The following is a 13,463-nucleotide window of genomic DNA, read 5'->3' on the forward strand; positions in this document are numbered from 1 at the left end:
TTTGATGCATTATAATGATAAAATATTGCCAATTGTGGTTTTGTAATCAATTCACCGATAATTTAAAAAATCCAAAATTAAAAGTTTGCAAAATTGTGGCATTAAGTCGTATTTTGCATACGATTGATAAAACGAAGCATTTGAAGAAAAAAACACCTAACAAATTAAAGATTTTAAATGATCCTATTTACGGATTTATTCAAATCCCAAATTCGTTAATTTTTGATATTATAGAACACCCTTATTTTCAACGTTTAAGAAGAATTGCCCAAATGGGATTTTCTAATTTAGTCTATCCAGGCGCAAATCACACACGTTTTCATCATGCCATTGGTTGTATGCATTTAATGCAAAAGGCGGTAAGAGTTTTACGTTTTAAGCAAATTGAAATATCCGAAGAAGAAGAAAACGGATTGTGCATTGCAATTTTGTTGCACGATATTGGTCATGGAGCGTTTTCGCATGCTTTAGAGCATAGTATTGTTAGCGGAATATCGCATGAAGAAATTTCTCTAAAATTTATGAAAAAGTTAAATAAAGAATTTGATGGGGAACTAAGTTTAGCAATCGAAATTTTTGAAGGTAAATATCCACGTAAATTTTTATGTCAGTTAATTTCTAGTCAATTAGATATAGATCGATTAGATTATTTAAGACGAGATAGTTTTTATACAGGAGTTACAGAAGGTAATATTTCATCAGACAGATTAATTGTGATGATGAATGTTAAAAATGAGGAATTAGTAATTGAACAAAAAGGAATTTATTCTGTAGAAAAATTTTTAATCGCGAGAAGATTAATGTATTGGCAAGTTTATTTGCATAAAACAGGTTTGGTTGCAGAAAATATGTTGGTAAACGTTTTAAAAAGAGCAAAAGAATTAGCAGAAAAAGGCGAGGAGTTATTTGGCAGTTCTGCGTTAAAATATTTTTTGTACAAACAAATTAATCAGCAAAATTTCACAAATGAAACGTTAGAAATGTTTTCTAAATTAGATGATTATGATGTTTTATCTGCCATAAAAGAATGGACAAATCATCAAGATAAAATATTATCTGTTTTGTCTAAAATGATTGTTGACAGAAAATTACTGCGAATTGAATTGCAAATAGACGCTTTTGATGAGGAGAAAATCAACAAAAAAAGAACTAAGTTTTCAAAGAAACTAGGTTTATCAGAAGACGAAATTAATTATTTTGTTTTTTCACAAGAAATTATAAATCAAGCTTATAATACCGAAAAGCCTATTTATATTTTAAATAAAAAAGGAAAATTAAAAGATATTGCAAAAGCTTCTGATCAATTAAATATATTGGCATTAACAAAACCGGTTGTAAAACACTTTATTTGTTATCCAAAGTAAAATGATATTAGACAGATAGCTTTAATTTTTATACTTTTGCATTTAATGAAATTTACAGCACAACAAATAGCAGATATTTTAGAAGGCGAAGTAATTGGGAATCCCAATGAAGAAGTTTCTAGATTATCTAAAATAGAAGAAGGAGAAAAAGGTTCATTAACTTTTTTATCTAACCCTAAGTATCACCCGTATTTGTATACAACAAATGCTTCTATAGCAATCGTAAATAAAGGTTTTGAGCTTGAGAAAGAAATTTCTACAACGCTTATAAAAGTAGAAAATGCCTACAAAGCATTTTCAAAAATATTAGAGTTTTATAATGAAGTAAAGAATAATAAATTGGGTAGAGAAGCGCCTAATTTTATTGCAGACTCTGCAAAGATTGGCAAAAATGAGTATTTAGGAGCTTTTACGTACATAGGAGAAAATGTTTCAATTGGCGATAATGTTAAAATTTATCCTAATTGTTATATAGGTGATAATTCTGTTATAGGCGATAATTCTATACTTTTTGCTGGAGTTAAAATTTATTCAGAAACCCAAATAGGAAAACATTGTAAAATTCACTCTGGATGTATTATTGGTTCTGATGGATTTGGTTTTGCGCCAAATGAAAACGGACAATATAGTACAATACCGCAAATTGGAAATGTAATTATAGAAGATTATGTAGATATTGGTGCATCATCTACTATAGATAGAGCCACTTTAGGATCTACAATTATAAGACAAGGTGTAAAACTAGACAATCAAATACAAATAGCACACAACGTAGAAATTGGTAAAAATACTGTAATTGCTGCACAAACAGGAATTGCAGGATCAACCAAAATTGGAGAAAATTGTATGATTGGTGGTCAAGTTGGTTTTGCAGGCCATTTAGTAATTGGTAATAATGTAAAGATTCAAGGTCAGTCTGGTATTTCCAAAAACTTAAAAGATGGCGAAAAAGTGCAAGGATCACCAGCAATGAATTATTCAGATTACAGTAAATCGTACGTTTATTTTAGAAATTTACCCAAGATTGCAGCATCAATTGAAAAAATGGAAAAAGAATTGAATGCCCAAAATCCACAAATATGAGTAAGAAACAAAAAACTATAAAATCAGAAATTACCTTATCGGGTGTAGGATTACATACAGGTAATACAGTATCAATGACATTAAAACCGGCACCTATAAATCATGGCTTTACATTTGTAAGAATAGATTTAGAAGGATGCCCAGTTATAGAGGCAAGTGCAGAATATGTTGTAAATACTCAAAGAGGTACAAATCTTGAGAAAAACGGAGTTCAGATTCAAACATCAGAGCATGTTTTAGCCGCAGCTGTAGGTTTAGATATTGATAATTTATTAATTGAAATAAATGCATCAGAACCTCCAATTATGGATGGTTCATCTAAATTTTTTATAGAAGCTCTAGAAAAAGCAGGTATAGAAGAACAAGATGCCAATATTGAAGAATACATTGTTAAAGAGATTATTTCTTATAAGGATGAAGTTACTGGAAGCGAAATTATTTTAATGCCTTCGGATGAATATCAAGTAACTACCATGGTAGATTTTGGAACCAAAATTTTAGGTACACAAAATGCTACTTTAGATAAAATGTCTGACTTTAAAGAAGAAATTGCAGATGCTAGAACTTTTAGTTTTTTACATGAAATTGAAATGTTATTAGAAAACGATTTAATTAAAGGAGGAGATTTAAACAATGCAATTGTATATGTAGATAAAGAGCTGTCTGCTAGTACAATGGAGAAGCTAAAAAAGGCATTTAAAAAAGATAATATTGCCGTAAAACCAAATGGAATTTTAGACAACCTAACGTTGCATTGGGCAAACGAAGCGGCTCGTCATAAATTATTAGATGTTATTGGCGATTTAGCTTTAGTTGGTACAAGAATTAGAGGTAAAGTTATAGCAAATAAGCCCGGGCATTTAATAAATACTCAGTTTGCAAAGAAGTTGGCTAAAATTATAAAAGCGGAAAAGAGAAATTACGTTCCTCAATACGATTTAAACTTACCACCTTTATTAGATATTCATCAAATTATGGATATTTTACCGCATAGACCACCTTTTTTATTGGTTGATAGAGTTATTGAGCTTTCAGACAGACATGTTGTTGGTATGAAAAATGTAACGATGAACGAAGGTTTTTTTGTAGGTCATTTTCCTGGTTCGCCAGTAATGCCAGGAGTTTTAATAGTAGAAGCAATGGCACAATGTGGTGGTATTTTAGTGTTAAGTACAGTACCTGACCCAGAGAATTATTTAACCTATTTCATGAAAATGGACAACGTTAAATTTAAACAAAAAGTTTTACCAGGTGATACTGTAATTTTTAAAGCAGATTTAATTACACCAATAAGACGAGGAATTTGTCACATGCAGGCGTATGCGTATGCAAATGGTAAATTAGTTGCTGAAGCTGAATTAATGGCGCAAATTTCTAAAATTAAATAACTATGAATCAACCACTTGCTTACGTACATCCTCAAGCAAAAATTGCAAGAAACGTTGTAATTGAGCCATTTACTACTATACATAATAATGTTATAATTGGTTCAGGAACTTGGATTGGTTCTAATGTTACCATTATGGAAGGTGCTAGAATTGGTAAAAATTGTAGAATTTTTCCTGGTTCTGTAATTTCTGCAATTCCGCAAGATTTAAAATTTGATGATGAGGAAACTACGGTAGAAATTGGTGATAATGTAACGATTCGTGAATGTGTAACAATTAACAGAGGCACAAAAGACAGAATGAAAACTACAGTTGGTAATAATTGTTTAATTATGGCATATTGCCATATTGCACACGATTGTTATGTAGGTAATAATTGTGTTTTTTCTAATAACACTACTTTAGCAGGTCATGTAACTATTGGTGATAATGTTGTTTTAGCAGGTATGGTTGCTGTACATCAATTTGCATCAGTAGGTAAACATGCATTTGTTACCGGTGGTTCTTTAGTAAGAAAAGATGTACCGCCTTATGTAAAAGCAGCTAGAGAGCCTTTATCTTATGTTGGTATTAATTCGGTAGGCTTAAGAAGAAGAGGTTATTCTACCGAAAAAATAAGAGAAATTCAGAATATTTACAGAATATTATTTCAAAAAAACTATAATTACACACAAGCAATAGATATTATTGAAGCGGAAATGGAAGCAACTCCAGAACGTGATGAAATTATACAATTTATAAAAGATTCTCATAGAGGAATCATGAAAGGATATTTCAACGTAAATTAATAAAGTTTATAAAAGTTAGTTAACTAAAAAAAATAATAGCTTTTCGCTAAAAGCATACTGCTAAAAAAGGAAAGCATTAAAGAATAAAAATGGCAACAACATCAGACATTAGAAACGGATTATGTATTAGATATAATAATGATATCTTTAAAATTATAGAATTTTTACATGTAAAACCAGGTAAAGGTCCAGCGTTTGTAAGAACAAAATTAAAAAGTGTTACAAATGGTAAAGTAATTGACAATACTTTTCCTGCAGGAAGAAAAATTGATGACGTACGAGTTGAAACTCATAAGTTTCAGTTTTTATATCACGATGGTGAGTTTTATCACTTTATGAATGAAGCAGATTATACACAGATTCGTTTATTAGAAGCAGCTTTAGATACACCGCAACTAATGAAAGAAGGAGAAATAGTTACTATAATTATCAACTCAGAAGACAATATGCCACTTTCGGTAGAAATGCCTCTAAGTGTAATTCTAGAAGTAACACATGCAGAACCTGGTGTTAAAGGTAATACAGCTACAAATGCAACTAAGCCTGCAACTGTAGAAACTGGTGCATCGGTAAATGTTCCTTTATTTATTAATGAAGGTGATAAAATTAAGATAGAAACTGCAAAAGGTACCTATCAAGAAAGAATTAAAGAATAAAGTTGTAATCAGTTTCAGTTGGTAGTAAATAAATGAAATTTAAGAAACCACATTCATTACAAAATATTGCAACTCTTTTAAATTTAGAGTTTATAGGTGATGCTAATTTTGAGATTTTAGGTATTAACGAAATTCATGTTGTAGAAAAAGGCGACCTTGTTTTTGTAGATCATCCAAAATATTATGATAAAGCATTAAATTCTGCTGCAACTACTATTTTAATTAATAAAAAAGTAGCTTGCCCAGAAGGAAAAGCCTTATTAATTTCTGATGATCCTTTTAGAGATTTTAATAAAATAACCAAGTATTTTAATCCTTTTATTGCATCCAAAGCAAGTATTTCTGAAAGCGCAATTATAGGAGAAGGAACGGTTATTCAACCCAATGTTTTTGTTGGTAACAACGTAAAAATTGGTAAAAACTGCGTAATTCATCCAAATGTTACTATTTATGACCAAATAATTATTGGTAATAATGTAACGATTCATGCAAATACGGTTTTAGGTGCAGACGCTTTTTATTATAAAAAAAGACCCGAAGGATACGATAAATTAATTTCTGGTGGAAGAGTTGTAATAGAAGATAATGTAGATTTAGGAGCTTCTTGTACTATAGATAGAGGTGTTAGTGGTGATACAACCATTAAACAAGGTACAAAAATAGACAATCAAGTTCATGTAGGTCACGATACTGTTATTGGCGAAAAATGCTTGATAGCCTCACAAACTGGTATTGCAGGTTGTGTAATTATTGAAGACGAAGTTACTATTTGGGGACAAGTTGGTACAAACAGCGGAATTACAATTGGTAAGGGTGCAATTATTTTAGGTCAAACAGGAGTTACAAAATCTGTAGCTGGTGGAAAATCTTATTTTGGAACACCTATAGCAGAATCAAGAGAAAAATTAAAAGAAATGGCAGAAATTAAGCAATTTTTAAAATCTCAAAAAAAATCGTAAATAAAGTATTTATTTTGTTTTTTTAAAAACGAACAAATAGCTATTTTTGTAACATAAATTAAATCAAATACCATTTTGTTTTCCTTTTGGAAAATTTTAAAATAAATGGACTAAATAATAAACTATGAGTGTTTTAGTAAATAAGAATTCAAAAATTATTGTTCAAGGTTTTACAGGTAGTGAAGGTACTTTTCACGCTGGCCAAATGATTGATTATGGAACTAATGTTGTTGGAGGAGTTACTCCTGGAAAAGGAGGACAAGAACACTTAGGGAAACCAGTTTTTAATACAGTATTAGAATCTGTAGAAAAAGTAGGTGCAGACACATCAATAATTTTTGTACCACCAGCTTTTGCTGCGGATGCAATTATGGAATCTGCCGATGCAGGAATCAAAGTTATTATCTGTATTACAGAAGGAATCCCTACTGCAGATATGGTAAAAGTAAAAGCATACATTGCTAATAAAGATACTAGATTAATTGGCCCTAACTGTCCGGGTGTAATTACACCAGGTGAAGCTAAAGTTGGTATTATGCCAGGTTTTATCTTTAAAAAAGGTAGAGTTGGTATTGTATCTAAATCAGGTACTTTAACCTATGAAGCTGCAGACCAAGTTGTAAAACAAGGATTCGGAATTTCTACTGCAATTGGTATTGGAGGAGATCCTATTATTGGTACAACTACAAAAGAAGCTGTTGAATTGTTGATGAATGATCCAGAAACTGAAGCAATTGTTATGATTGGTGAAATTGGTGGAAATTTAGAAGCTGAAGCTGCACAATGGATTAAAGCGGATGGTAATAGAAAACCAGTTGTTGGTTTTATCGCTGGTCAAACTGCACCAGCAGGAAGAACCATGGGACATGCCGGAGCTATTGTTGGTGGAGCAGATGATACTGCGCAAGCAAAAATGAAAATTTTAGCAGAAAACGGAATTCACGTAGTAAGTTCACCAGCAAAAATTGGTGAAATGGTTGCTAAAGTTTTAAAATAATCGTTCTTTTTAAATAGAATGGTCTATAAATTCCCGTGAAAACGGGAATTTCTTTTTTATATTTGATAATTGTCAGTTTGGGCTTAACACAAAAACTAAAAAATAAAACATGAAATTACTAGAAAATAAATCAGCAATAATAACCGGAGCAACGAGAGGAATTGGACGCGGAATTGCAATAGAATTTGCAAAACATGGAGCAAATGTAGCCTTTACGTATAGTTCTTCTGTAGACGCAGCGAATGCTTTAGAAGAAGAATTAAAAGCTTTTGGAGTATTGGCGAAAGGTTATCAATCAAACGCAGCAAATTTTGATGCAGCGCAAGAATTAGCAAAAAATGTTTTAGAAGATTTTGGCTCAATTGATATTTTAGTAAACAATGCCGGTATTACCAAAGACAATTTGTTAATGCGTATTTCCGAAGAAGATTTTGATCAGGTAATTGAAGTAAATTTAAAATCGGTTTTTAATTTAACCAAAGCGGTTATTAGACCAATGATGAAACAAAGAGCAGGCTCAATTATAAATATGAGTTCTGTAGTTGGATTAAAAGGAAACGCTGGGCAAACAAATTATGCAGCATCAAAAGCTGGTATTATTGGGTTTTCTAAATCTGTTGCGTTAGAGTTAGGTTCAAGAAACGTAAGAAGTAATGTTATTGCTCCTGGATTTATAGAAACAGAAATGACTGACAAGTTAGATGAAAAAGTGGTGCAAGGATGGCGTGATTCTATTCCGTTAAAAAGAGGAGGAAGGCCAGAAGATATTGCAAATGCATGTGTGTTTTTAGCTTCGGATATGAGTTCTTATATTACAGGACAAACACTATCTGTTGATGGCGGAATGTTAACTTAATAAGTTGGCCGTTTTAATATGTAGTAAAAAAGAATTTATCATCACTTAGAAATAAAAAAGTGTATAATTTTATAAATATAAAAAAACCTGTAACAAATTAACGTTACAGGTTTTTCTTTTATCAATGATATGTATATCTTTCCAATAAAATAAAAGTATTGCAAACAACCACTATTTTTTATGTGCTATTCGCTTTTTTGCTGGCAATTTCAGTTGCTTACTTTCAGTATTTTCACAAAGAAAAGCACAAATTAAAAGTTACAAACCTGCTTTTTGTCTTAAAAACAATGAGTTTATTTTTGTTAATTTTATTGTTGATAAATCCCAGCATTGAAAAAATAGAAATTGAAAATGAAAAACCAACGCTTTCTATTTTAGTTGATAACTCTAAATCAGTTTCTTTTTTTAAGGAAGACAAAAGTGTAACTGATTTTATTTATAAATTACAGAATAACAATGCTTTAATTACCAAATTTTCTTTAAATGAATTCTCTTTTGGAAGAGAATTACAAATTTTAGACAGCCTTTCTTTCTTAGAAAATGAAACCAATATAGCCAAAGCTATTATAGGCGTAAATGAATTGCAAAAAGATAAAATTGCACCTATCATTTTAATTACAGATGGAAACCAAACAATAGGTGCTGCATATGAGTTTTTAAACACTAAACAGCCAATTTACCCAATTATTATTGGTGATACTACAAAATATGTGGATCTTAAAATTGCCCAATTAAATGTAAATAAATACAGTTATATTCAAAATAAGTTTCCTGTTGAGGTGATTTTAAACTACGAAGGATCCGAAACGGTAAACACACAATTTTCAATTTTTAGTGACGGAAAAACTGTTTATCGAGAAAATGTTTCTTTTTCTTCGGAAAAAAAATCAGCAACAATTACTGCAAATTTGACTTCTACTAAAGAAGGTTTGCAATATTATACAGCTTCTGTAAGTAATTTAAAAAACGAAAAAAATACAAAAAATAATAGCAAAAGTTTTTCTGTTGAAGTGATTAATGAACAAACAAAAGTATTGATATTAAGTTCGGTTTTACATCCAGATATTGGTGCTTTAAAGAAATCGATAGAAAGTAATAAACAGCGTTCTGTAGCTGTTTTTATGATTGATGATTTTAAAGGTCAAATTAATGATTATAGATTAGTTATATTAAATCAAGTAAATAATAAGTTTAATACTATTATCTCTCAATTAAATGAAACAAACAGCAATTATTTATTAATTTCTGGGGCAAATACGGATTGGAATTTTATCAACAAACAACAACTAGGTTTTATAAAAAAAGCGATCAATCAAACAGAAAATTATGGAGCAATTTTTAATGATTCGTTTCTAACTTTTTTACAAGAAAATATTGGTTTTAATAACTTTCCTCCCTTAAAAGATAAGTTTGGCGAAGTTTTAATTTCTAAAGAACATCAAACTTTATTATATCAAAATATAAACGGTATTCAAACCAATCAACCTTTACTAACAACTTTTGATGTGAACAACCAGAAATCGGCAGTTTTGTTTGGAGAAGGTATTTGGAAATGGAGAGCAGCAAGTTTTTTAAATTCAAATTCATACGAAGACTTTGATAAATTTACAGGTAGTTTAGTGCAATATTTGGCATCCAATAAAAAGAGAGACCGTTTAGAGGTAAATGCAAACACAATTTATCCTGCAAATTCAACCATAAATATATCCGCATTTTACACCGATAAAAATTATCAATTTGATGCGAGAGCAGCTTTAGAAATAGCTATTACAAATACAGCAACTAAAGAAGTAACAAAAATTCCGTTTTCATTAGTCAACAATTCTTATCAGGTTGAAATTGAGAATTTAGTTTCTGGAGATTATTCTTATAAAGTGGAAGTTTTAGGGTTAAATATTAAAAGTTACGGACGCTTTATAATTACTGAATATCAAATTGAAGAACAGTTTACAAACGCCAACGTAACTAAGTTGCAACAATTAGCAGTAAAAACAGGCGGGAAGGTTTATTATAAAAATCAATTGGCAGATGTAACAAAAGAACTTTTAGAAAATGAGTATTTTTATACGGTGCAAAAATCATCTGTAAAACAACAAAATTTAATTGATTGGAAATGGATTTTATTCTTTGTAGTAGCTCTTTTTACAGCTGAATGGTTTATCAGAAAATACCATGGTAAAATTTAAAAGTATTATTTTGTAACTGTAAGAGTATTTAGCAATCTATTTATAAAACGGTATGGCACACAATCATTATCATCATCATCATCATCATAATTCATCAACAGAAAATATTAGAGCTGCATTTTTTTTGAATGTATTTTTTACAATAATTGAGTTTATTGGTGGCTTTTATACTAATAGTTTGGCTATCATGTCTGATGCTGTTCATGATTTAGGCGATAGCTTAAGTTTAGGAATGGCTTGGTATTTACAAAAAATAGCGACTAAGAAAGCAACAAAAAATTATTCTTATGGTTTTAAACGATTCTCTCTGTTGGGAGCAATTATTAATTCAGTTGTATTATTAATAGGATCAATTTTTATCATAAAAGAAGCAATTCCTAGACTTATTAACCCAGAAAATGCGGATGCTAAAGGAATGATGTGGTTTGCTATTCTAGGAATTATAGTAAATGGAGCAGCAGTTTTAAAGCTTCAAAAAGGAACATCTATAAATGAAAAAGTAGTTTCACTGCATTTATTAGAAGATGTTTTAGGTTGGTTTGCAGTTTTAATTGCAAGTGTTGTTATGCAATTTTGGGATGTTCCTATTTTAGATCCTATTTTGTCAATTGGTATTGCAATTTTTATTTTATTCAATGTTTTTAAAAACGGTAAAGAAAGTATTCAAATTATATTACAAAGTGTTCCTACAGGAGTTTCGATTGATAAAATTAAATTAAAGCTTTTAGAAAATAAAGAGATAAAAAGCATTCATGACTGCCATTTATGGTCTATGGATGGGGATTATAACGTTTTTACTTCACATTTGGTAGTACATGATAAAAGTATTTCTTTAGAGAAAACTGCACAAATTAAAAGTCAAGTTAGAAAAGTTTTAAATGATAATTTTCATTTAGAACATATTACATTAGAAATAGAAGTTTCGGAAGATTGTATCTATATAGATTGCGTTTAAAGAACTTATATCGTAAATTTGGTTAAATTTAAAAACAAGCAAAAATGGCAAATAATCAAATGGAGTTTAAATTCCCAAAAGGTGGGATATTCATTGTTGTATTAATAGTAGCAGTTATTATTTTATTTTCTAAATCAACAGTAACTATTGGTCCTGGAGAAGGAGGCGTTATTTTTGAAACTTTAGGAAGCGGTATAAATACAGATAAAACGTACGGAGAAGGATTTCATATTGTTGCACCCTGGAACAGAATGATTGTAATTAAAGTTCGTCAACAGTCTATTTCTGATGAAATGAATGTACTTTCTGTTAATGGATTAGAAGTTAAAGTAAATGGTACAATTTGGTATGAACCAGAGCTTAAAAACTTAGGTTTATTAATAAAAACTAAAGGTGAAGATTATGAACGTGAATTGTTAGATCCTGCAATTAATGCAGCAGCAAGAAGTGTTGTTGGTCGTTATACTCCAGAACAATTATACTCGAGTAAAAGAGATGTTATTGAGCAAGAAATTTTAGATGAAGTTCAAAATATTTTAAAAGAACAGTTTCTTTCTGTTAAAAGAGTTTTAGTAGAAGATGTTAAATTACCTTCAACTATTAGAATTGCAATTGAAACTAAATTAAAGCAAGAGCAAGAGTCTTTAGAGTATGAGTTTAGATTATCTAAAGCGAAGAAAGAAGCAGAAAGACAAAGAATTGATGCAGAAGGTAAAGCGGTTGCAAACAAGATTTTAAGTGAATCTTTAACTGATAAAATTTTACAGGAAAAAGGTATTGGAGCTACTTTAGAACTTGCTAAATCTACAAACAGTAAAGTAATTGTTATTGGTTCTGGGAAGTCTGGAATGCCAATTATATTAGGAAATCAGTAAGAATATTTAAACTTTAATAAATTAAAAATCCAGCTTTTAGCTGGATTTTTTTTTGCTATATTCTTAAGTATATAAGAACTAAGAAGATTTATTTTTTAAACTGAAATTAAACACTTTTTAAGCTTGTAATTTAATAAAGCCTGTAGAAGTATGTTTACAATACGTAAAAACGCTTTAAAAGGCTTTGTATTGATTCGTTTTTAGTAGTTGATTAGAATTTAAATGAATGTGTTTAATTCTAGTCATTTTTAATAAAGTTAATTTTTTACAGGAATTTTATTACGTTCTATTTTACCTTTTTTAAGTGCTTTGTGATTTTCGTAACAATCTAACACCGCTTCAATCATTTGCAAGTCAGAAGCTTTTTTGATAAAATAGTCAGAGTATTGACAGTCTGTAAGCAAATCTGTTAGTTCTTGTCTATCCATTTCTAGATATTCCATAATTACCTCTCTATCAAAATTACCAGCTAACATTTTACGTAAATCGTCTTCTTTTTTTAGTTTTTGAAGCTTTTTAAGTTGATTAGGTTTCTTACCAAAGAGGCTGTAAAGGAAATCTACAGGCTGAAACAAAGCTGCTATTGGAGAAGCGAAGTTTTTACCCTGAGGTTTACCAACTTCATACGTTTGCGGCAATCCGTTTATATGAATTCTAGTAAACCGATCTTTAGGAACAAGTTTTACATCAACCTCTAAAACACCAATTAATTGAGTAGATTTAATAATTACTTCTTTAATTTCTTCTGGTTTTTCATAAAGTGCAATTTCTAGTTCATTACCTTTTAGTAAATCATTTGTAACTTTTAGTTTGATGGATGAAAATCCTAAATAAGAAACTAAAATTGTATCGTTTGCTTTTGTTGGTAATTCAAAAAAACCTTTATCATCTGTAATTGTACCCACAACTGCGTTTAGATTTAAAACGTGAGCGGCACTTAACGCACGCTTGTTTTCTGCATGTACAATCTGGCCTTTTAAAATTGTAGTACGAATACTGTCTTTTTGAGAAAATGCGCTTACACTTAAAAATAAGCACAAAATGAATAGGTTTCTTTGCATAGCGGCTAAATTAGGTATAAAACGGCATAGAAAAGTTAATATTTTGTGAAGAATAAAAAAAATCTTTAAAAGTGCGCACGAGAAGATTCGAACTTCCACAAACTTGCGTTCACAGCCCCCTCAAGGCTGCGCGTCTACCAATTTCGCCACGTGCGCTTTTTAAATTAAAATAAAAAAGTTAAGCAATGATTGCTTAACTTTTTTATGGTGACCGGGCTGGGGCTCGAACCCAGGACCATCTCCTTAAAAGGGAGATGCTCTACCAACTGAGCTACCAGGTCATTTTTAATTGAGG

At 30.3% G+C, this 13,463-nt stretch carries 12 protein-coding genes and 2 tRNA genes; 11 read left to right on the forward strand and 3 right to left on the reverse strand.

All coding sequences use genetic code 11. The features are described 5' to 3' along the window. The first annotated feature begins 140 nt into the window (after positions 1-140). From BTO16_RS03375 to BTO16_RS03425, 11 genes are all read left to right on the forward strand, one after another. The gene (locus BTO16_RS03375) at positions 141-1,364 is read left to right on the forward strand and encodes an HD domain-containing protein (protein ID WP_245891961.1); all 1,224 of its coding nucleotides are present in this window, start codon (positions 141-143) and stop codon (positions 1,362-1,364) included. 45 nt (positions 1,365-1,409) lie between these two features. Further along, positions 1,410-2,447 carry a UDP-3-O-(3-hydroxymyristoyl)glucosamine N-acyltransferase gene (gene lpxD / locus BTO16_RS03380; RefSeq protein WP_105020237.1) on the forward strand — a complete coding sequence of 346 codons (1,038 nt, stop codon included), beginning with the start codon at positions 1,410-1,412 and terminating at the stop codon, positions 2,445-2,447. Further along, the gene (locus BTO16_RS03385; protein WP_105020238.1) at positions 2,444-3,835 is read left to right on the forward strand and encodes a bifunctional UDP-3-O-[3-hydroxymyristoyl] N-acetylglucosamine deacetylase/3-hydroxyacyl-ACP dehydratase; all 1,392 of its coding nucleotides are present in this window, start codon (positions 2,444-2,446) and stop codon (positions 3,833-3,835) included. Before lpxD ends, BTO16_RS03385 begins: the two co-directional genes overlap by 4 nt. A 2-nt stretch (positions 3,836-3,837) precedes the next feature. Beyond that, the gene (gene lpxA, locus BTO16_RS03390) at positions 3,838-4,623 is read left to right on the forward strand and encodes an acyl-ACP--UDP-N-acetylglucosamine O-acyltransferase (protein ID WP_105020239.1); all 786 of its coding nucleotides are present in this window, start codon (positions 3,838-3,840) and stop codon (positions 4,621-4,623) included. Positions 4,624-4,712: 89 nt separating this feature from the next. Next, positions 4,713-5,279, forward strand: a complete 567-nt coding sequence (gene efp / locus BTO16_RS03395) for an elongation factor P (RefSeq protein WP_105020240.1) — start codon at positions 4,713-4,715, stop codon at positions 5,277-5,279. 32 nt (positions 5,280-5,311) lie between these two features. Further along, the gene (locus tag BTO16_RS03400; RefSeq protein WP_105020241.1) at positions 5,312-6,238 is read left to right on the forward strand and encodes a UDP-3-O-(3-hydroxymyristoyl)glucosamine N-acyltransferase; all 927 of its coding nucleotides are present in this window, start codon (positions 5,312-5,314) and stop codon (positions 6,236-6,238) included. A 124-nt stretch (positions 6,239-6,362) separates the two neighbouring features. After that, on the forward strand, positions 6,363-7,235 hold the full coding sequence (sucD, locus tag BTO16_RS03405) for a succinate--CoA ligase subunit alpha (RefSeq protein ID WP_105020242.1): 873 nt from the start codon (positions 6,363-6,365) through the stop codon (positions 7,233-7,235). 109 nt (positions 7,236-7,344) lie between these two features. Continuing rightward, positions 7,345-8,091 carry a 3-oxoacyl-[acyl-carrier-protein] reductase gene (fabG, locus tag BTO16_RS03410; RefSeq protein ID WP_105020243.1) on the forward strand — a complete coding sequence of 249 codons (747 nt, stop codon included), beginning with the start codon at positions 7,345-7,347 and terminating at the stop codon, positions 8,089-8,091. Positions 8,092-8,378: 287 nt separating this feature from the next. Then, entirely contained in the window at positions 8,379-10,277 is a 1,899-nt protein-coding gene (locus tag BTO16_RS03415; protein WP_105021498.1) for a VWA domain-containing protein, read from the forward strand. Positions 10,278-10,329: 52 nt separating this feature from the next. Beyond that, positions 10,330-11,232, forward strand: a complete 903-nt coding sequence (locus tag BTO16_RS03420) for a cation diffusion facilitator family transporter (protein ID WP_105020244.1) — start codon at positions 10,330-10,332, stop codon at positions 11,230-11,232. 44 nt (positions 11,233-11,276) lie between these two features. After that, on the forward strand, positions 11,277-12,107 hold the full coding sequence (locus tag BTO16_RS03425; protein WP_105020245.1) for a prohibitin family protein: 831 nt from the start codon (positions 11,277-11,279) through the stop codon (positions 12,105-12,107). Positions 12,108-12,364: 257 nt separating this feature from the next. On the opposite strand, the gene BTO16_RS03430 is transcribed toward BTO16_RS03425, so the two are convergent. The 3 genes from BTO16_RS03430 to BTO16_RS03440 form a co-directional block, all read right to left on the reverse strand. Further along, on the reverse strand, positions 12,365-13,168 hold the full coding sequence (locus tag BTO16_RS03430) for a carboxypeptidase-like regulatory domain-containing protein (protein ID WP_105020246.1): 804 nt from the start codon (positions 13,166-13,168) through the stop codon (positions 12,365-12,367). A 72-nt stretch (positions 13,169-13,240) separates the two neighbouring features. Beyond that, positions 13,241-13,324 (reverse strand) — tRNA-Leu (locus BTO16_RS03435). A gap of 49 nt (positions 13,325-13,373) precedes the next feature. After that, a tRNA-Lys gene (locus BTO16_RS03440) sits at positions 13,374-13,449 on the reverse strand. Between the last annotated feature and the right edge of the window lie 14 nt (positions 13,450-13,463).

Source organism: Polaribacter glomeratus, assembly GCF_002954665.1.
Classification (GTDB): domain Bacteria; phylum Bacteroidota; class Bacteroidia; order Flavobacteriales; family Flavobacteriaceae; genus Polaribacter; species Polaribacter glomeratus.